Origin of the sequence: Azonexus hydrophilus (genome assembly GCF_001956855.1) — a bacterium.
GTDB lineage: Bacteria > Pseudomonadota > Gammaproteobacteria > Burkholderiales > Rhodocyclaceae > Azonexus > Azonexus hydrophilus_A.
Genome location: NZ_MTHD01000001.1, coordinates 702,818 through 720,118 on the forward strand (window position 1 = coordinate 702,818; position 17,301 = coordinate 720,118).

Below are 17,301 nucleotides of genomic sequence, written 5' to 3' on the forward strand. Positions count from 1 at the left end.
CTTGAAACTAAAAAGCCCCATCCAGCGGACAGGGCTTTGCGATTCCGCTGTGCTGAATTATTCAGCAGCCGGAACGATGGTGACCGTGCGGCGCTTCTTCTCGCCCTTGATGGCGAACTGGATGGTGCCATCCTTCAGCGCGAACAGGGTGTGATCCTTGCCCATGCCGACGTTTTCGCCAGCGTGGAATTCGGTGCCGCGCTGACGAACGATGATGTTGCCAGCCAGGACGAATTGACCACCGTAGCGCTTGACGCCGAGTCGTTGTGCCTGTGAGTCGCGGCCGTTACGCGAACTGCCGCCTGCTTTTTTGTGTGCCATTTGTTAGCTCCTTGTCTGAACTCAGGCAGCGATCGTGTCGATGCGCAGTTCGGTGTAGTTCTGACGATGGCCCTGACGCTTCTGGTAGTGCTTGCGACGGCGCATCTTGAAGATCCGGACCTTGTCGTGGCGGCCGTGGGAAACCACGGTGCACTTGACGGTGGCGCCAGCAAGGAAGGGGGCGCCGATCTTTACCGACTCGCCTTCGCCTACCATGAGGATCTGGTCAAGGGTAACTTCTGCGCCAACGTCTGCCGGTATCTGTTCTACTTTGAGTTTTTGGCCAGCGGAAACGCGATACTGCTTGCCGCCGGTTTTTATGACCGCATACATGGGTTGGACTCCGAAAATAAATCTAAAGGGTACTACGAAGAACCGCGCATTATACGCAAAAGATTATGAAAGTCAAAGCCTTGTCAAGGCCTTGTGCTAGAATTGCCGCCTTTCGCAAAGGAGCTTCTCATGGCTGAAATTACCACGGCCTCCGGCCTGATCTACGAAGACACCGTCGAGGGTAGCGGCGTCGAAGCCACCGCTGGCGCGTTCGTCACCGTGCATTACACCGGCTGGCTGACCAATGGCAGCAAGTTCGATTCGAGCAAGGATCGCAACGATCCCTTCCAGTTTCCGCTCGGCCAGCGTCACGTGATTTCCGGCTGGGACGAAGGCGTCCAGGGCATGAAGGTCGGCGGTACCCGCAAGCTGACCATTCCGCCGCAACTCGGCTACGGTGCCCGTGGCGCCGGCGGCGTCATCCCGCCGAACGCGACCCTGGTCTTCGAGGTCGAACTGCTCGACGTGCAATGACCCAGTCCGACGATCCCTGGGCTAAATGGCGCCAGCCGACCGACGCTGCTGCGGTCGACGCCGAAAAACCGGCAAAAACCGAAAAGCTGAAAGCGGCGCCGGTCGAACCCGTCGCGAGTGTTCCGAAGGCTGAAGCGTTGCCGGTGGAAAGCAAACCGGCTGGTACGCTGGGCGTCAAGGCTGGTCTGCGTTCGGACGCGCCGGGCAAGCGCACACCCTTGCGCGGTGGTTCGCCGGTACGCAAGCCGATGGCTGCTGCGGCGCCGGTTGAACGTCCGGCTGCCCGGCCGGTGAAAAAAGCGGCGGCGCCCGTCGTCCGCTCCGGTCCGCCACCCGAAGGGACGCGTCTGTCGAAGGTGATGTCGGAGCGTGGCATGTGTTCGCGCCGCGAGGCCGACATGTGGATCGAGCGCGGCTGGGTTTTCGTCAATGGCGAGCAGGTCTGCGAGCTGGGTTCGCGCATCGATCCGGCGGCCGAGATCACGATTTCGACCGAAGCCAAGAAGGATCAGGCCAAGGCGGTTACCATCCTGCTGCACAAACCGGTCGGTTACGTTTCCGGCCAGCCGGAGCCGGGTTGCATCCCGGCGGTGACGCTGATCACCGCTGAAACCCAGTTGCCACATTCGGGCGGTCCCGAGTTCAAGCCGTGGATGCTCCGCGGCCTGGCCCCGGCCGGCCGGCTGGACATCGATTCGACCGGTCTGCTGGTGCTGACCAGCGATGGCCGGGTGGCCAAGCGCCTGATCGGCGAGGACAGCGAGGCGGAGAAGGAATACCTGGTGCGCGTCTCCGGCGAGATGATCAAGGGTGGTCTGGAACTGCTGCGGCACGGGCTGGAACTCGACGGCAAGCCGTTGAAACAGGCCTGGGTCAAGCAACTAAACGAAGATCAGCTGCACTTCATCCTGAAGGAAGGCAAGAAGCGCCAGATCCGTCGCATGTGCGAACTGGTCGGTTTGCAGGTGGTTGGCCTGAAGCGTGTGCGCATCGGACGTATCCGCCTGGGCGACCTGCCGATGGGACAGTGGCGTTTCCTGCGCGCCGACGAGGCGTTCTGAGCTTTTTGACCGATTGCTGCGGTCGACCGCAATAAAAGGCAAAAAACGCCGGCCGGGTTACCCGGCCGGCGTTTTTCATGTGGCAGCAGAAATCAGGCAGCCGGGCGGACCGGCGGCATCATCTGGCATTCGCCTTCGATCACGGTCTTGCCGGCGACCGTGCACACGGTGTCGAGCACGACGCGATTCTTGGCCGTATTGACTTCACGGACGGTGACGGTGGCGGTGACGGTGTCACCCGGCTTGACCGGCGCCTTGAACTTCAGCGTCTGCGACAGGTAGATGGTGCCGGGTCCGGGCAGCTTGTTGGCCAGTGTTGCCGAGATGAAGCCGGCCGACAGCATGCCGTGCGCGATGCGCGTGCCGAACATCGTGCCCTTGCAGTATTCCTCGTCGAGGTGGGCCGGGTTGACGTCGGTCGAGATGCCGGCGAACAGGATGATGTCGGCTTCGGTGACGGTCTTGGACGTGCTGGCGGACATGCCGGGTTCGAGTTGGTCGATGTAGTAGGACATTGTTGCTGGGCTCCTGTTGTTGCTTGTTGATCTGGAAGCAGAACTGTAGCACGTCATTCTGACCGCAATGCTTCAACCGGATCGAGACCGGCGGCGCGCCGGGCGGGCAGCACGCCGGCGGCCAGGCCGATGGCGATGGCGACGCCTTCGGCGAGCAGCACGAAACTGATCGGCGTATGCACCGGCAGCGCCGGCACCAGCAGGTGGATCAGTTGCGCCAGGCCGAAACCGAGCAGCAGCCCGAGTGCGCCGCCGATTGCCGAGAGGGCGATGGCTTCGCCGAGGAACAGCCCGAGGATGGTGCGCCGGCGGGCGCCGAGGGCGACCAGCAGGCCGATTTCGCTGGTCCGTTCGGTGACGGCGATGGTCATGATGGTGACGATGCCGACACCGCCGACCAGCAACGAGATGCCGCCGAGCGCGCCGACGGCCATGGTCAGCACGTTGAGGATGTTGGACAGCGTTTTCAGCATCTCTTCCTGGGTGACGATGGTGAAGTCCTCGCGCCCATGACGTTCGATCAGGTGGCGCCGGATCTGGCTGGCGACTGCTGCCGACGGTGCGCCTTCGGCAACGGCAACGTTGATTTCGTCCACGCCTTCGCGGTTGAACAGTTCCTGGGCGCGGGCAGCGGGAATGAAGGCGGTATCGTCGAGGTCGATGCCGAGGAACTGGCCCTTGGCTTCCATGATGCCGATCACGCGGAACTGCAGGCCGCCGATGCGGATGCGCTGGCCGAGGGCGTTGTCCGGGCCGAACAGTTCGTCCTTCAGTTTGGCGCCGAGGACGACGAAGGCGCGGGCGCTGCCGGCATCGTCGTCGGGCAGGTACTGGCCGCTTCTTGCGGTCAACCGGAAAACCGTTGCCGAATCGGCGTTGACCCCGGAAATCAATGTCCGCCGGGTACGGCCGTTGCCCTGGACTTCGGCATTGCCGCGAACGTTCGGGGTGACGGCGACGACATTCGGCAGCCGGCCGAGCGCCTGCGCATCCTCCAGCGTCAGCGGGCGGGCGCTCGATGGCAGGCCGGACGGCGCGCCGCCGGTCTTCGTCTTGCCCGGGGCGATGGTGACGACGTTGGTGCCGAATTGGGTGAATTCGCCCAGCACGTAGCGGTGTATGCCTTCGCCGATCGACGTGAGCAGGATCACCGAGGCAATGCCGACGGCGATGCCGAGCAGCGTCAGGAAGCTGCGCAGCCGCTGCGCGGTGACGGCGCGGGCGGCCAGGCGGATGGCGTCGCGGATGTCCATGCTCAGTGCTTCATCAGCGCCTGCACCGGATCGAGCCGGGCGGCGCGCCGCGCCGGCAGGAAGCCGAACAGCAGGCCGGTGCCGATGGCGGTGGACAGGCCGGCGATCACCGCCCAGTCAGGCGGATAGGCGGGAAAGACCGGGAAGGCCTGACGCAAGGCAAAGGCGCCAAGCTGGCCGAGCAGGTAGCCGAGCAGCGCACCGACCGCCGACAGCATCGCCGCTTCGGCCAGGAAAGCCAGGCGGATGGTCCGGGCCGGTGCGCCGAGGGCCTTGAGCAGTCCGATTTCGCCGGTGCGCTGGGTGACGGCGACGAGCATCACGTTCATCACCAGGATGCCGGCCACCGCCAGGCTGATCGCGGCAATGCCGGCGACGGCCAGCGTCAGCGCGCCGAGCAGCTTGTCGAAAGTGGCGAGCACGGCATCCTGGGTGATTGCCGTCACATCTTCCTCGCCGCGATGGCGCTGGGTCAGGATCGCCAGCGTCTGGTCGCGTGCCTGCGGGATCGCGTCGCGGCTACGCGCTTCGACCAGCACGCGGAACAAGGTGTTGCTGTTGAACATCGACTGGGCCAGCGCCACCGGGACGATGACCAGTTCGTCGGTGTCCATGCCCAGCCCCTGGCCGGTTGATTTGAGGACGCCGACGATGCGCACGCGCCGGTCGCCGATACGTACCCGCTGGCCGACTGCCGGCGTGCTGCCGAACAGTTCGGCGCGAACAGTGGCGCCGATCACGGCGACCGCCGAGCCATTGTTCCAGTCCTCCTCGGGCAGGGCTTCACCTTGGGCCATGGCGAAGTCGCGGATGGCGAAATACTCGCGCGTGGTGCCGGCGACCATGACTTCGCGCAGCCGGCCGCCGAAGTTGATTTCCGACGTGCCGACGGCGAGCGGTGCGACGCGCTGCACGGCCGGCGCGCGGCGGAGGGCGCCGGCATCGTCGATGGTCAGGTCGCGCGGCGTGCTGGTGATCGCCGTCGCCGGATTGAAGCCGCCGGTGCCGGTACGCCCGGGCAGGACGATGACCAGGTTGCTGCCCAGCGCCGAGAACTGGCCGACGACGTAGCGCCGGGCACCGTCGCCCAGTGCCGTCAGCAGCACCACGGCGGCGACGCCGATGGCCATCGCCAGCACCGACAGCGCCGTGCGTACCGGGTAGCCGGTGGCGGCATCGCGGGCAAAACGCAGGATGTCAGGCAGGCGCATGCGCGGCGCTGTCGTGCTTGAGGCGCCCGTCTTCCATCACCAGCTGGCGGCGCGCGCGCTCGCCCATCTGCGGATCATGGGTCACGACCACCAGCGTGACGCCGCTGGCGTTCAGGGCTTCGAGCAGATTGACCACTTCCTCGCCGGTGTGGCGGTCGAGGTTGCCGGTCGGTTCGTCGGCGAGGATCAGCGCCGGTTGCATGATCGTCGCGCGGGCGATGGCGACGCGCTGGCGCTGGCCACCGGAGAGCTGGTCGGGCTTGTGGTCGGCGCGGTTGTCCAGGGCGAAATTCTTCAACGCCTCGGCCACCCGGCGGTCGCGCTCGCTGCGCGGGATGCCGGCCAGCATCATCGGCAGCGCGATGTTTTCGGCGGCAGTCAGGCGCGGCACCAGGTGAAAGCTCTGGAAGACGAAGCCGATACGCGTACTGCGCACCTGCGCCTGCTCATCGGCGCTCAGTGTCGTCACGTCGCGCTCTTCCAGCCGGTAGCTGCCGGCATCGGGGCGGTCGAGCAGGCCGAGCAGGTTGAGCAACGTCGATTTGCCCGAGCCGGATGGCCCCATCACTGCGACGTATTCACCGGCGGCGATGCTCAGGTTCAGGTCGGCCAGCGCATGCACGGTGGTGTCGCCCAGCAGGAAGCGACGTTCGATGCCGGACAGTTCGATCAGTGCCATTCAGCGGGCCGCTTGCTCTTCCACTGCGGCGGCACCGGCGACGACGCCGGTACGTTCGAGCGAGGTGACGATGCGTTCGCCGGCCTGCAGGCCTTCGCTGATCTCGGTGTACTCCCAGTTGGCGAGCCCGGCCTTGATGCTGCGTTCGACCAGCTTGCCGTCTTCCAGCAGCAGCACCTTGCCGCCTTCGAGGATCGCTGCGGTCGGAATGCGCAGCACCTTTTCCCGCGTGGCCAGGACGATTTCGACATCGGCGCTGTAGCCGACCAGCAAACCGGCAGCGTCGGCGGGCTGGGCAAAGTCCACTTCGATGTCCACGGTGCGTGCCTGCTTTTCCACCGCCGAGACATAAGGGGCGACGCGCCGGACGGTGCCGGGCAGCGTCTTGCCGGGCAGCGCGTCGAGCGTGATGCGCACGGTCTGGCCGACGCTGATCTTCGGCGCATCGACCTCGTCCATCGGCGCCTTGACGTAGAGGCAGGAATCGTCGAACAGGTCGATGGCCGGCGGCGTCTGCACGCCCGGTGGCGAGGGCGTCGAATATTCGCCCAGTTCGCCGACGATCTTCGCCACCGTGCCGGCGAACGGCGCGTAGAGCGCGACTCGGCCCTGGTCGACGCGGGTCGATTTGAGTCGTGCTTCGGCCTGGGCGATGTCGGCCTGTGCGGTGGCGCAGGCGGCCCGGCGGACTTCGGCGTCGGTGCGGGCGGTTTCCTCGCGGCTGGGCGAGACGAAGCCGCGAACCCGCAGTTCGGCCTGCCTTTTTGCCTCTTTTTCGGCGTTGACCGCAGCAATGCACACTTCCTCGCTGCGCTTGGCGGCCAGCGTAACCTGAGCGGAAGCCAGTGCCGAACTGGCCTGCTGGTCGTCATTCCACAACTTGAGCAGCAACTGGCCCTTTTCAACCTTGTCGCCTTCCTTGACGCCCAGGTATTCGATGCGACCGCCAATGATCGTCGACAGCTTGGTACGCTGGCAGGCTTCGATGGTACCGGCGCGGGTGTTGGCCAGCGTCGCTTCGACGCTGCCGCTGCCGACGGTCTCGACAAAGACGGCGACCGGTTTCGGGCGGCTGATCCAGAATGCCGCAGCGGCCAGGATGACGATGACGAGCAGGGCAATGACGATGCGACGCATGCGGTTTCCTATCTGAAGCCGGGCAGCCAGCCGGATTGTTCGTGGCCCCACACCGGTTCGAGCGTGCCCTGGTAGAGCGCTTCGATCACCGGCGGTTCCTGCCAGGGTTCGTTCATGAAGGTCAGGCCGACTTCTTCGACAGTCTTGCCCGACCAGTAATAATCGGCCACTTCGTCCAGCGCCTCGAGCGACAGGCTGTGCGGCAGGCGCAGGTAATCAAGCCAGCTGGCATCGTGGAAGGAACACAGGTAAGCGCCCTTGGTCCGGGAGCACGAGAGATTCTTGCCGAAGACCCGATCCGGGTGCTTGTGGCGGAAGGTCATCGCATCGGTGCGGGTGGCGAACTGCAGCAGCGCATGCAGGCGGCTGGGGAAATGGTTATAGCGCCGTTGCCTGAAGTACTCGAGATGGTATTCGGCGAAATAGTTCTGGACCGACAGCAGCTGGTCGCCGGCGCTCGGTGCGCCGCCCTGCGGCGCCGCCAGCGTGGCGCCGAAGGGGCTGCCCTTGAGGATGTCCCAGCCCGGCAGGTCGGCGCCTGCGTCGAGCCAGCAGAACAGCTCCAGCGTTGCAGTGTCCTTGATCAGGTTGTCCATGATCTCGTTGGCGTGGTGCGAATCCTGCCATTCTCCCTGATTGCCCGGGTTTGACCAAACGCTGTGTAGGGTAATTCGCTGGAGAAAATAACAGGCTGGCTTTTTTATTTCATGGTGGTAAGCTGAAGCTGTGTCGGGTGTGCAGCAAGCCCGACATGCAGTGGCAGTGAATGCTGCGTTGCAGGAGATTCTATGGCAGTTGTCAAAGGAAGTTTTTCTTGAGATTACCGTGTAGTACTCCACCTACGGCGTAAAGCCGATCACCCCGGCCTGGTGTGCCAGGGTTGCAGCAAACGAAGCCCATGCCTCAACCGCATGGGCTTCACGTTTTCGGGAACGCAAATGTCGATTCAACGTCACGGCACCACTCGCCGTTATTCCGACGCCGTGGTGCACAACGGCACCGTCTATCTTGTCGAAGTTTCCGCACTGGCCGATGCCGGCGTTGCCGACCAGACGGCGGACATGCTGGCCAGCGTCGAGTGCCTGCTGGCGCAGGTTGGCAGTGACAAGCGCCAGTTGCTGATGGCCACCATCTACCTGGCCGACATGGCCGACTACGATGCCATGAACGCCGTCTGGGATGCCTGGGTGCCGGAAGGTTTTGCGCCGTCCCGTGCCTGCGTCCAGGCCAGGCTGGCGAAACCGGAATATCGCGTCGAAATCGCGTTGACCGCAGCAATCATTCAGGACTGAACTTCGGCGTTGCAGTCGCAGCCGCTGCCGGCAGAAATCCAGCGGGCGCAGAGCCAGCCGAGCAAGCTGTCGGAGCCGGGGGCCAGCAGCAGGCCGCAGTGGTAGCGCTGCGCGTCCGCCGACCAGGTCAGCGCCGGGCACGGGCCGCGTCGCTGCAGGAAGCGCAGCCGGCCGAGCGGACAGGTTTCGAGGGCACAGCAGACCCCACAACCGTTGCAGGGCTGGCCTTCGGCGGGCTTGGCCGGCGCCTCGTGATGCAGTTCCAGGATGATTTCGCGCATGGCTCATGATGCGGCATCGGCGGGAATGCCGGCAAGTATCGTATATGCGTTGATCGGCAATGCGTTTTCAGGTGAAAGACTGTGCTATATATGCGGTTATTGTCAATTCGCCGAGACTTTGCCGGATCATGAACGAAAAAGATAAACCTGTCGTCTTCGGAACCGAAGACATCCTGATGAGCCTGTGCAATTCGGTGACCGATGTCCTGAATGTCGCCACGCAAAGCCAGATCCGCTATTCCGGGATGGTCCAGCGCATCACCAAGACCTGCCTGAAGCCGGATATCGGCTGTTTCGTACTGTTCGACGGCGGCTTTTCCGGCCTGGTCGTCATCAACTTTTCCGCCTCGGCGGCAATGGAACTCTACGAGACCTACCTGCTGAGCATGGGCATGGCCAAGGACGAACTGGCCACTTCGCATACGGCCGATGAGGTCAGCAATGTCATGGGCGAACTGATGAACCAGATCGTCGGCAACTTCACCAGCAAGGTCGGGCGCGAATTGCAGACGCACATCACGCAGAACCAGCCGAAGATGCTGGTGCTCAACAAGCAGGTCATGCTCAGCGTCGATACCAACCTCGACAAGCCGGAAGCGCGCCGCGTCACTTTCTACACCAGCCGCAACAACATCTTCTATCTTGAGCTGGCGATCGATCGCACCGAGTTCATCAAGCTCTTCGATTTCGATGCCCAGGAAGTCACCGACCCGGACGAACTGATCGCCCAGGCCGCTTCCGCTGCGGCGAAGCCTGCTGTCGTCCAGTCATCGGCCAACGACCACGACGACCTGCTCAACTCGCTCGGGATGTAGGCGCCGCCCTCAGGGGCGGGCGAGAAACAGTTCGGGATCGACCGGTGTGTCGTTGAGGATGACCGTCCAGTGCAGATGCGGGCCGGTTGACCGGCCGGTGGCGCCGACGGCGCCGATGCGCTCGCCCTGACGGACCTTCTGGCCGTTGCGCACAGCGATGCGCGACAGATGCATGTAGATGCTGATCAGCCCCTGGCCATGGTCGATGAAAATGCTGTTGCCGTTGAAGAAATAATCGCCGGTGTCGATCACCGTGCCATCGGCTGGTGCCCGTACCGGGGCGCCGGTCGGTGCAGCGAAATCCAGGCCGTTATGCGGGTTGCGTGGCAGGCCGTTGAAGAAACGGCGCAGGCCGAAGCGTGACGACAGCCGGCCATCGGCCGGGCGGGCGAAAGTGGTGTCCGGGTTGGCGGTGGAAAAGCGGCGTTTCAGTTCGGCGGTATGTGCTTGTTCGCGTTCGATCCGGGCCATGTCTTCAGGCGACGGTTCGACCTTGCGTTTTTCCTTGATCGTCAGGCGCTGTTCCGGGTACTTTTTCGTGCCGACCGGGACGCTGATCGTTGTTGCGGTCGACGTGCCGGAAACACGAATTTCCAGTGGTACCGGCAGCGCATCGAGCGGAATGCCGAGCAGCGCAAACCAGCGGCCGCGCTCGCCAACGACAGCCAGCGGCTGCTTGTCCCAATATGCTTGCGGTTTCGCGCCGGCGGCCGGGCCGAGGTCGATGACGGCGACACCACCCGGCACCGGCGCATGTGCGGGCAGGGCGAAGGCCTGGGCTGCCAGCAGCAGGGCAGCGATCAGTACGCTCAGTTGTTTCATGTCCGCGCCGCCCACCACAGGCGCAGGCGCAGCCCGATTTCGCTGGTATAGCCGACCGAGACGAAGCGGATCTCACCGTCCGGGGCGATGATGACGAAGCCCGGCACGCCGGGAATGCCGTACTGTTTCATGATGGCGCCGGGCGGGTCGGCCAGCGTCGGCCAGTGGTAGCCGCGCTCCTGCATCAGTTTGCCGACGTCGGCGGCCGGCCCGGACTGGATGGCGATGCTGGTGACCGGCCAGTCGGCGGCGATGTCGCTGACGCTGCCGGCAGTCGTTTTGCAGACCGGGCACCATTCGGCCCAGAAATAAAGCAGTACCGGCTGGCCGGGGTGGCTGGCGCGCCAGGTGGCCAGGTCTAATTGGCTGCCATCGAGGCGTTGACCGGAGAATTCCGGGGCCGGACCGCGCGTCGTATCGCGCAACTGCCACATCTGGAAAGCGATGAAGACGGCGATGAAAATGCTGATTTCGACGGCCCAGCGGCGCCAGCGCGGTGGCTTGGGAACTGCGGTGTTTTCGCTCATCGGCCTACAGCTGTTTCGTCTTGAAGGTGTTGCACTGGTTGAAGTCACCGCTGTCGAAACCACGCCGGAACCAGCGCATGCGCTGCGCCGAACTGCCGTGGGTGAAGCTTTCCGGGACGATGCGGCCCTGCGACTGCTGTTGCAGACGGTCGTCGCCGATGGCCGAAGCGGCGGTCAGCGCGGCTTCGAGGTCGCCCGGTTCGAGCACGCTCTTCATCGTGTCGGTACGTTTACCCCAGACGCCGGCCAGACAATCGGCCTGCAGTTCCATGCGCACCGACAGCGCATTGCCCTCGGTTTCGCCGACCCGCTGTTTCGCCTGCTGTACCTGATCGGCGATGCCCAGCAGGTGCTGGACGTGATGGCCGACTTCGTGGGCGACGACGTAGGCCTGGGCGAATTCGCCCGGGGCCTTGAACTGATCTTTCAGTTCGCGGAAGAACGTCAGGTCGATGTACACCTTCTGGTCGCCCGGGCAGTAGAACGGGCCCATCGCCGACTGGCCGGTGCCGCAGGCGGTCGGTGTCGAGCCGGAGAAAAGGACCAGCTTCGGTTCCTGGTATTCCTTGCCCATTTCGCGGAAGGCCTGGTTCCAGGTGTCTTCGGTCGAGGCGAGGACACGCGAGACGAAGATCGCCGTCGGGTCGTCGGCTGGCGGCCGGCTGGCCGGGGCCTGCTGCTCGATCGCCGGCATGCCGCCGCCGGCGAGCATGCTGAGCACGGTCATCGGATTGATGCCGAGGAAGTAGCTGGCGATCAGCGCAATGGCGATGGTGCCCAGGCCCATCTTGCCGCCGCCGAGACGTAGTCCGCCACCGCCGGAACGGCCGCGGCGATCCTCGATGTTGTCGCTTTCGCGGTGGTCGTCCATGCGCATTGCGGTGTCCTCAGCGGTAACGGTTGATCGCGTCGCGGGTTTCCAGTGCGGCGCAGCGGGCGGCTTCGCCGTAGTTCTCGTCTTTGCCGGCGTAAAGGATGGCGCGCGAGGAGTTGATCATCAGGCCGGTGGTTTTTGCTGTTTTTCCGGCGTTGACCGTAGCTTCGATATCACCGCCCTGGGCGCCAATGCCCGGCACCAGCAACGGCATGTCGCCGGTGATCTCGCGTACCCGGGCGATTTCGGCCGGGAAGGTGGCGCCGACGACGAGACCGATCTGGCCGGTCGTGTTCCACTTTTCGGCGGCCAGACGGGCGACGCGCTCGTAGAGCTTTTCGCCGCCGACGTCGAGGAACTGCAGGTCCGAACCGCCGGCGTTCGATGTCCGGCAGAGCAGGATCACGCCCTTGTCGGGGAAGGCCAGGTAGGGCTCGACGGAATCGCGGCCCATGTAGGGGTTGACCGTGACGGCGTCGGCGCGGAAGCGCTCGAAGGCCTCGACTGCATACTGTTCCGCAGTTGAGCCGATGTCGCCGCGCTTGGCGTCGAGGATCACCGGAATGCCCGGGTGCTTTTCGTGGATGTGGGCGATCAGCGCTTCCAGTTGATCTTCGGCACGGCGGGCGGCGAAGTAGGCGATCTGCGGCTTGAACGAGCAGGCAAGGTCGGCGGTGGCGTCGACGATGGCCGTGCAGAATTCGAAGATCGCGTCATCGCGACCCTTGAGGTGCGCCGGGAATTTCGCCGGGTCGGGATCGAGGCCGACGCAGAGCAGCGAGTTGTTCTTCTGCCAGGCGGCGGCGAGTTGTTCGGTAAAGGTCATGGGGCTTCCTTCGGCAGATAGCGGGAAAACTTGTCGGGCAGCAGGCAGGTCTGCAGGCTGCGCTGGGTGAAGATGAAACGGCCGTCGCAGACGAAGCCGAGTTGCTGCCAGTCGACTTCGTGGTTGAGCATCATCGTGCATTCGATCAGGTCGCGCCGGCGCATCCGGCGGTTCTTCGGGAACAGTGCCAGGATGGCGCCGTCGAAGTTCGGGCAATCGTGCAGGAAGAACGGGTCGCGCTTGCGCGTGCGGCCATTGACGTAGATGCGCGGGTCGTCGTTGATCGGGAAATGGCGGCCCCAGTGCCACCAGTTGCTTTCGTCGAACTTGCGCACGCGGCGGGCGAGCAGGCGTGCCTTGTGCGGCAGCAGGTGGGCGTGCTCGATGCCGTAGATCATCCGCCGTGTTTCGCCGGTGTCGGCGGTTTTCGAGCAGACAAAATCAAGATTGCCGTCGGCGTGGCGGAACACCGGGTCGGCCCCGGAAACGCCGCCGACGCGCACCTCGAACAGGTCAGACAGGCGGACAGCGTGGTTTTCACGCAGGAACATCAGTTGACCGTCGACTTCGGTGAAGATCCGGCCGTCGTCCATGCACCGGTCGAAACGGCCCTTCTCGAAGCGGAAGATGCAGCAGTTCGGCGTCGCCCCGGAGAACACGCGAACGTCGCCGGTTTCGAAGAAATGCGTGATGCTGCCCTGGGTGAACAGCCAGGCGTTGAGTTTGCGTGCCGAGGTCAGCTTGATGAACTCGCGCGGTACGATGAAGATCAGCTCGCCGCCCGGTTCGAGGTGGCGGATGCACTTTTCGATGAAGAACAGGAACAGGTTGCTGCGCCGGTCGAACAGCGGCGATTTCAGCTTTTTCCGGGTGTCGACCGCAATATCCTGGTAACGCACGTAGGGCGGGTTGCCGACGATGCTGGCAAAGCGCTCGCTGTCCGGCAGGTCGAAGAAATCCATGACGCGGGCGCCGGCCGGTGCGACGCGGTGATCGATCTCGATGCCGGTGACGTCGGCCCCACGCCCAGCCAGCGCGGTGTAGAAGGCGCCATCGCCAGCCGATGGTTCAAGCACGCGGCCGCTGTTGCAGCACAGGCTGAGCATGAAGTCGACCACGCTGGGCGGCGTGAAGACCTGTCCGAGGCGTTCGACGTCGAGCGGCATGTCAGTCTGTTTCGGCTGGCCGGACTGCCGCCTGCTCACGCGCCTTCTTTTCCCAGTAGCGCTCGTTCTTGCTCTCGTCCACGAAGCGGTAGCGGCCGGCGAGCTCGCAGCCTTTCATGCCGGGGTTGCACGGCAGGTTGTTGATCTTCGTGCAGCGATCATTGACTTCGTGCGGACAACCCCAGCTACCGGCCATATCAGTTGCCCTTGCCCCACGAATCCTTCAACGTCACCGTCCGGTTGAATACCGGTGCGCCGGGTTGCGAGTCGACGCGGTCGGCGACGAAGTAGCCGTGGCGTTCGAACTGGAAGCGTTCCTCGGCCCGGGCTTCCTTCAGGCTCGGTTCGAGCTGGGCGGTAATGCTGCGGCTGGCATCCGGATTCAGGTCGTCGAGGAAATTGCGTTCGATGTCCGGGGCATCGCCTTCACGACGGGCGCCAGGTGCCGGGACCTTGAACAGGCGGTCGTAAAGGCGGACTTCGGCCGGGTAGGCGTGCGCCACCGAGACCCAGTGCAGGTTGCCCTTGACCTTGACGCTGTCGGCGCCGGGGGTGCCGGACTTGGTTTCGGGCAGGTAATTGCAGTGCACCGCGATCACCTTGCCGTTTTCATCCTTGTCGCAGCCGGTGCATTCGACGACGTAACCGTAGCGCAGGCGCGCCATGTTGCCCGGGAACAGGCGGCGGAAACCCTTTTGCGGCACTTCCTGGAAATCTTCGCCTTCGATCCACAGCTCACGCGAGAAGGGCATCGTGCGCTGGCCGAGTTCCTCGTGCAGCGGATGGTTCGGGGCGTGACACTCTTCGACCTGGCCTTCCGGATAGTTGTCGATGATCAGCTTGAGCGGATCGAGCACGGCGACGCGACGCTGGTCGGATTCGTTCATCACTTCGCGCATCGCGTCTTCAAACAACACGTAATCGATCAGCGAGTCGTTTTTGGAAACACCGATGCGTTCGGCGAACAGGCGGAAACCTTCGGCTGAGTAGCCGCGCCGGCGGGCGCCGACCAGCGTCGGCATGCGCGGGTCGTCCCAGCCATCGACGTGCTTTTCGTCGACCAGCTGGATCAGCTTGCGCTTGGACAGCACGACGTAGGTCAGGTTGAGGCGCGAGAATTCTATCTGTTGCGGCAGCGGGCGCTGCAGCAGGCCACCTTCGGCGAGGCGTTCGAGCAGCCAGTCGTAGAACGGGCGCTGATCTTCGAATTCGAGCGTGCAGATCGAATGGGTGATGCATTCGAGCGCATCCTCGATCGGGTGCGCGAAGGTGTACATCGGGTAGACGCAATACTTGTCGCCGGTGTTGTGATGGGTGGCGTGGCGGATGCGGTAGATCGCCGGATCGCGCAGGTTGATGTTGGCCGCCGCCATGTCGATCTTCGCCCGCAGGATGTGCGTGCCGTCGGCAAATTCACCGGCCTGCATGCGCTTGAACAGGTCCATGTTCTCGGCTACCGAGCGGGTACGGAACGGCGAGTCCTTGCCGGGCTGGGTCAGCGTGCCGCGACTGGCGCGCATTTCCTCGGCGGACTGGCTATCGACGTAGGCGTAGCCGGCGGAAATCAGGTATTCGGCGCATGCCAGCATCCAGTCGAAGTAGTTGGACGCGTAGTAGAGATTGCTTTCGCCTTGCTGCTGCCAGTCGCAACCCAGCCATTTGACGGCGTCGATGATGGCGTTGACGTACTCCTGGTCTTCCTTCTCCGGGTTGGTGTCGTCAAAACGCAAGTGGCAACGGCCAGCATAGGTTTCGGCCAGGCCGAAGTTGAGCAGGATCGACTTGGCATGGCCGAAATGCAGGTAGCCGTTCGGCTCGGGCGGGAAGCGGGTACGGATCTTTGCCGGGTCGAGCGGGGCGGCAGCGTGGTCGGCGGCAGTGCCGGGCTGGCCGCACCAGCGGCGCTGCGCGTGCTTGCCGGCAGCCAGGTCGGCTTCGACGATGTTCTTGATGAAATTGGCGGCGGGCGCGACAGGCGCGGAATGTTCTTTTGACATGGGGTGCTGTTCGGGGGGCAATGTGGTCAAGCCACAAAGCCCCGATTTTACCAGCCGCCAGCCCCGATTCAGGCGTGTACGATGCCGAAAATCATGAAGTAGAGCATTGCCGCCATCAGCGCCGAGGCTGGTACGGTGATGATCCAGGCTGCGGCAATCCGGAATGCGGCTGAGCGTTTGACCAGTTCGTGGCGATAGACCTTGCGCATCTGCTTGCGTTCGTACTTCGACAGGTCCGCCTGGGCGGTGCGCGCCTTCAACTGGTCGAGCATTTCCTGCTTTTCCTGGAAGCTGGCCTTGGCGAAGCGATTGAGGAAGGTTTCGACAACCTCCTTGTCGGCACCCAGGTGGTGTTCCTTGATCTCGTCGATCATCTGCGAGTAACTGCTCTTGATGAACTCGCGCAGGAAGCCGACACCGAAGACACCGCCGAGTGCGATGTGCGTGGAGCTGACCGGCAGGCCCATCTGCGAAGCGATGATGACGGTCAGTGCTGCCGACATGGCGATGCAGAAGGCACGCATCTGGTCGAGCTCGGTAATTTCGCTGCCGACGGTACGGATCAGTTTCGGACCGTACAGCGCCAGGCCAATGGCAATACCCAGGGCACCGACCAGCATGATCCACAGCGGGATGCCGGCGTTGCCGGAAACCTGGCCGTGGGCCACGGTATCGGCGATGGCGGCCAGCGGACCGATGGCATTGGCCACGTCGTTGGCGCCATGGGCAAAACTGAGCAGGGCGGCAGCAAAGATCAGTGGCACGGTGAACAGCGAATTGATGCTGGCCTTGCAATTGGTCAGGCGTTCGGCCCGGCCCTTGACCGAAATCCCCATCAGGAACCAGGTGAGCAAGCCGATACCGGCACCGATGGCGCTGGCAGTCCAGAAATCGACTTCCCATATCTTGTTCAACCCCTTCAAGATCAGGTAGGTGCTGAAGGCAAAGGCCATCAGGCCGATCAGGATGGGCACGGTTTTTTGTGCCGCTTCCACCATGTCCGTCTTGTAGGTGATCGAGCGCTTGATCCAGTACAGGAAGGCAGCGGCGACGGCACCGCCGAGCACCGGCGAAATGACCCAGCTGGCAGCAATGCTGCCCATCGTGGACCAGTTGGCCGCACCCATGCCGCCGGCAGCAACGCCGGCGCCGAGGACGGCGCCGACGATGGAATGGGTGGTCGATACCGGTGCGCCGACCGCGGTGGCAAAGTTCAGCCACAGGGCGCCGGCCAGCAGCGCGGCGGTCATTACCCAGATGAAACGGTTGCTGTCGGCGATCGCTCCCGGATTGATGATGCCGCCACGGATGGTCGATACCACGTCGCCACCGGCGATCAGCGCGCCCATGACTTCGAAGATGGCGGCGATGACGATGGCGCCGGTCATCGTGATCGCCCGCGAACCGACCGCCGGGCCGACATTGTTGGCCACGTCGTTGGCACCGATGTTCATCGCCATGTAGCCGCCGATCATTGCCGCGACGACCAGCATGATGCCCTGTGTGCCGGTGACGCCGATACCGAGGGCGGTGTAGATCATGATGCAGACAACGAAGAGCAGGCCGATGCCGAGGCGGGAGAATTCCCGCCGGCTTCGTTTGGTTGCTTTTTCGATATCGTTGAAGTTTTTCAGCTCCATGCTTTCTCCCTGGCCCGAACAAGGGCGCGTCCTGCGGTTGCTGGCGCCGATTTTTGCGGTCGACGGCGCTCCAGATT

Annotated in this window: 21 protein-coding genes; 4 read left to right on the plus strand and 17 right to left on the minus strand. The window is 63.9% G+C overall.

Annotated elements, in window-relative coordinates; translation table 11 throughout:
- Positions 1-57 precede the first annotated feature (57 nt).
- Both rpmA and rplU read right to left on the minus strand, forming a co-directional pair.
- Positions 58-321 (minus strand): 50S ribosomal protein L27, encoded by a 264-nt coding sequence (rpmA, locus tag BJN45_RS03410; protein WP_076092045.1) that lies wholly within the window; start codon positions 319-321, stop codon positions 58-60.
- A gap of 21 nt (positions 322-342) precedes the next feature.
- Positions 343-654: a 50S ribosomal protein L21 gene (gene rplU, locus BJN45_RS03415; RefSeq protein WP_076092047.1), complete on the minus strand. Its 312-nt coding sequence runs from the start codon at positions 652-654 to the stop codon at positions 343-345.
- A gap of 129 nt (positions 655-783) precedes the next feature.
- On the opposite strand from rplU, the gene BJN45_RS03420 reads away from it, so the two are divergent.
- Complete coding sequence (locus BJN45_RS03420; RefSeq protein ID WP_076092049.1) at positions 784-1,128, plus strand: FKBP-type peptidyl-prolyl cis-trans isomerase; 345 nt, start codon at positions 784-786, stop codon at positions 1,126-1,128.
- Positions 1,125-2,189: a pseudouridine synthase gene (locus tag BJN45_RS03425; RefSeq protein ID WP_083650760.1), complete on the plus strand. Its 1,065-nt coding sequence runs from the start codon at positions 1,125-1,127 to the stop codon at positions 2,187-2,189. Before BJN45_RS03420 ends, BJN45_RS03425 begins: the two co-directional genes overlap by 4 nt.
- A gap of 92 nt (positions 2,190-2,281) precedes the next feature.
- On the opposite strand, the gene BJN45_RS03430 is transcribed toward BJN45_RS03425, so the two are convergent.
- The 6 genes from BJN45_RS03430 to BJN45_RS03455 are packed head-to-tail and all read right to left on the minus strand — an operon-like array spanning position 2,282 to position 7,580.
- Positions 2,282-2,704, minus strand: coding sequence for a MaoC family dehydratase (locus tag BJN45_RS03430; protein ID WP_076092051.1), 423 nt, complete (start codon positions 2,702-2,704; stop codon positions 2,282-2,284).
- A gap of 53 nt (positions 2,705-2,757) precedes the next feature.
- The gene (locus tag BJN45_RS03435; protein ID WP_076092053.1) at positions 2,758-3,957 is read right to left on the minus strand and encodes an ABC transporter permease; all 1,200 of its coding nucleotides are present in this window, start codon (positions 3,955-3,957) and stop codon (positions 2,758-2,760) included.
- Positions 3,958-3,959: 2 nt separating this feature from the next.
- The gene (locus BJN45_RS03440) at positions 3,960-5,168 is read right to left on the minus strand and encodes an ABC transporter permease (protein ID WP_076092055.1); all 1,209 of its coding nucleotides are present in this window, start codon (positions 5,166-5,168) and stop codon (positions 3,960-3,962) included.
- Positions 5,155-5,847, minus strand: coding sequence for an ABC transporter ATP-binding protein (locus tag BJN45_RS03445; RefSeq protein ID WP_076092057.1), 693 nt, complete (start codon positions 5,845-5,847; stop codon positions 5,155-5,157). Before BJN45_RS03445 ends, BJN45_RS03440 begins: the two co-directional genes overlap by 14 nt.
- The gene (locus BJN45_RS03450; RefSeq protein WP_076092059.1) at positions 5,848-6,984 is read right to left on the minus strand and encodes an efflux RND transporter periplasmic adaptor subunit; all 1,137 of its coding nucleotides are present in this window, start codon (positions 6,982-6,984) and stop codon (positions 5,848-5,850) included.
- A gap of 8 nt (positions 6,985-6,992) precedes the next feature.
- Positions 6,993-7,580: a hypothetical protein gene (locus tag BJN45_RS03455; RefSeq protein WP_076092061.1), complete on the minus strand. Its 588-nt coding sequence runs from the start codon at positions 7,578-7,580 to the stop codon at positions 6,993-6,995.
- Positions 7,581-7,922: 342 nt separating this feature from the next.
- On the opposite strand from BJN45_RS03455, the gene BJN45_RS03460 reads away from it, so the two are divergent.
- Positions 7,923-8,276 (plus strand): RidA family protein, encoded by a 354-nt coding sequence (locus tag BJN45_RS03460; RefSeq protein WP_076092063.1) that lies wholly within the window; start codon positions 7,923-7,925, stop codon positions 8,274-8,276.
- On the opposite strand, the gene BJN45_RS03465 is transcribed toward BJN45_RS03460, so the two are convergent.
- On the minus strand, positions 8,267-8,557 hold the full coding sequence (locus BJN45_RS03465; protein WP_076092065.1) for a hypothetical protein: 291 nt from the start codon (positions 8,555-8,557) through the stop codon (positions 8,267-8,269). The two genes, BJN45_RS03460 and BJN45_RS03465, sit on opposite strands and share 10 nt — an antisense overlap.
- A gap of 128 nt (positions 8,558-8,685) precedes the next feature.
- Here BJN45_RS03465 and BJN45_RS03470 point away from each other — a divergent pair, with 128 nt between their 5' ends.
- Complete coding sequence (locus BJN45_RS03470; protein ID WP_076092067.1) at positions 8,686-9,372, plus strand: DUF3334 family protein; 687 nt, start codon at positions 8,686-8,688, stop codon at positions 9,370-9,372.
- Positions 9,373-9,381: 9 nt separating this feature from the next.
- On the opposite strand, the gene BJN45_RS03475 is transcribed toward BJN45_RS03470, so the two are convergent.
- The 8 genes from BJN45_RS03475 to BJN45_RS03510 form a co-directional block, all read right to left on the minus strand.
- Entirely contained in the window at positions 9,382-10,194 is an 813-nt protein-coding gene (locus BJN45_RS03475; RefSeq protein ID WP_076092534.1) for a M23 family metallopeptidase, read from the minus strand.
- On the minus strand, positions 10,191-10,721 hold the full coding sequence (locus BJN45_RS03480; RefSeq protein ID WP_076092069.1) for a protein disulfide oxidoreductase: 531 nt from the start codon (positions 10,719-10,721) through the stop codon (positions 10,191-10,193). Before BJN45_RS03480 ends, BJN45_RS03475 begins: the two co-directional genes overlap by 4 nt.
- A 4-nt stretch (positions 10,722-10,725) precedes the next feature.
- The gene (ypfJ, locus tag BJN45_RS03485) at positions 10,726-11,598 is read right to left on the minus strand and encodes a KPN_02809 family neutral zinc metallopeptidase (protein ID WP_076092071.1); all 873 of its coding nucleotides are present in this window, start codon (positions 11,596-11,598) and stop codon (positions 10,726-10,728) included.
- 10 nt (positions 11,599-11,608) lie between these two features.
- Positions 11,609-12,421 (minus strand): orotidine-5'-phosphate decarboxylase, encoded by an 813-nt coding sequence (gene pyrF / locus BJN45_RS03490; protein WP_076092073.1) that lies wholly within the window; start codon positions 12,419-12,421, stop codon positions 11,609-11,611.
- A complete protein-coding gene (locus BJN45_RS03495) occupies positions 12,418-13,587 on the minus strand; it encodes an Eco57I restriction-modification methylase domain-containing protein (protein WP_076092075.1) in 1,170 nt (389 codons plus the stop codon). The genes pyrF and BJN45_RS03495 overlap by 4 nt, the downstream gene beginning before the upstream one ends.
- 1 nt (position 13,588) lies before the next feature.
- On the minus strand, positions 13,589-13,783 hold the full coding sequence (locus BJN45_RS03500; RefSeq protein ID WP_076092077.1) for a hypothetical protein: 195 nt from the start codon (positions 13,781-13,783) through the stop codon (positions 13,589-13,591).
- 1 nt (position 13,784) lies between these two features.
- Positions 13,785-15,584, minus strand: a complete 1,800-nt coding sequence (locus BJN45_RS03505; RefSeq protein ID WP_076092079.1) for a glutamine--tRNA ligase/YqeY domain fusion protein — start codon at positions 15,582-15,584, stop codon at positions 13,785-13,787.
- A gap of 68 nt (positions 15,585-15,652) precedes the next feature.
- Complete coding sequence (locus BJN45_RS03510) at positions 15,653-17,224, minus strand: inorganic phosphate transporter (RefSeq protein ID WP_076092081.1); 1,572 nt, start codon at positions 17,222-17,224, stop codon at positions 15,653-15,655.
- Positions 17,225-17,301: the final 77 nt, after the last annotated feature.

What these genes read in the sequence shown, in the direction of transcription:
- rpmA (WP_076092045.1), bottom strand. Translation starts at nt 321, where the DNA reads ATGGCACACAAAAAAGCAGGCGGCAGTTCGCGTAACGGCCGCGACTCA.
- rplU (WP_076092047.1), bottom strand. Translation starts at nt 654, where the DNA reads ATGTATGCGGTCATAAAAACCGGCGGCAAGCAGTATCGCGTTTCCGCT.
- BJN45_RS03420 (WP_076092049.1), top strand. Translation starts at nt 784, where the DNA reads ATGGCTGAAATTACCACGGCCTCCGGCCTGATCTACGAAGACACCGTC.
- BJN45_RS03425 (WP_083650760.1), top strand. Translation starts at nt 1,125, where the DNA reads ATGACCCAGTCCGACGATCCCTGGGCTAAATGGCGCCAGCCGACCGAC.
- BJN45_RS03430 (WP_076092051.1), bottom strand. Translation starts at nt 2,704, where the DNA reads ATGTCCTACTACATCGACCAACTCGAACCCGGCATGTCCGCCAGCACG.
- BJN45_RS03435 (WP_076092053.1), bottom strand. Translation starts at nt 3,957, where the DNA reads ATGGACATCCGCGACGCCATCCGCCTGGCCGCCCGCGCCGTCACCGCG.
- BJN45_RS03440 (WP_076092055.1), bottom strand. Translation starts at nt 5,168, where the DNA reads ATGCGCCTGCCTGACATCCTGCGTTTTGCCCGCGATGCCGCCACCGGC.
- BJN45_RS03445 (WP_076092057.1), bottom strand. Translation starts at nt 5,847, where the DNA reads ATGGCACTGATCGAACTGTCCGGCATCGAACGTCGCTTCCTGCTGGGC.
- BJN45_RS03450 (WP_076092059.1), bottom strand. Translation starts at nt 6,984, where the DNA reads ATGCGTCGCATCGTCATTGCCCTGCTCGTCATCGTCATCCTGGCCGCT.
- BJN45_RS03455 (WP_076092061.1), bottom strand. Translation starts at nt 7,580, where the DNA reads ATGGACAACCTGATCAAGGACACTGCAACGCTGGAGCTGTTCTGCTGG.
- BJN45_RS03460 (WP_076092063.1), top strand. Translation starts at nt 7,923, where the DNA reads ATGTCGATTCAACGTCACGGCACCACTCGCCGTTATTCCGACGCCGTG.
- BJN45_RS03465 (WP_076092065.1), bottom strand. Translation starts at nt 8,557, where the DNA reads ATGCGCGAAATCATCCTGGAACTGCATCACGAGGCGCCGGCCAAGCCC.
- BJN45_RS03470 (WP_076092067.1), top strand. Translation starts at nt 8,686, where the DNA reads ATGAACGAAAAAGATAAACCTGTCGTCTTCGGAACCGAAGACATCCTG.
- BJN45_RS03475 (WP_076092534.1), bottom strand. Translation starts at nt 10,194, where the DNA reads ATGAAACAACTGAGCGTACTGATCGCTGCCCTGCTGCTGGCAGCCCAG.
- BJN45_RS03480 (WP_076092069.1), bottom strand. Translation starts at nt 10,721, where the DNA reads ATGAGCGAAAACACCGCAGTTCCCAAGCCACCGCGCTGGCGCCGCTGG.
- ypfJ (WP_076092071.1), bottom strand. Translation starts at nt 11,598, where the DNA reads ATGCGCATGGACGACCACCGCGAAAGCGACAACATCGAGGATCGCCGC.
- pyrF (WP_076092073.1), bottom strand. Translation starts at nt 12,421, where the DNA reads ATGACCTTTACCGAACAACTCGCCGCCGCCTGGCAGAAGAACAACTCG.
- BJN45_RS03495 (WP_076092075.1), bottom strand. Translation starts at nt 13,587, where the DNA reads ATGCCGCTCGACGTCGAACGCCTCGGACAGGTCTTCACGCCGCCCAGC.
- BJN45_RS03500 (WP_076092077.1), bottom strand. Translation starts at nt 13,783, where the DNA reads ATGGCCGGTAGCTGGGGTTGTCCGCACGAAGTCAATGATCGCTGCACG.
- BJN45_RS03505 (WP_076092079.1), bottom strand. Translation starts at nt 15,584, where the DNA reads ATGTCAAAAGAACATTCCGCGCCTGTCGCGCCCGCCGCCAATTTCATC.
- BJN45_RS03510 (WP_076092081.1), bottom strand. Translation starts at nt 17,224, where the DNA reads ATGGAGCTGAAAAACTTCAACGATATCGAAAAAGCAACCAAACGAAGC.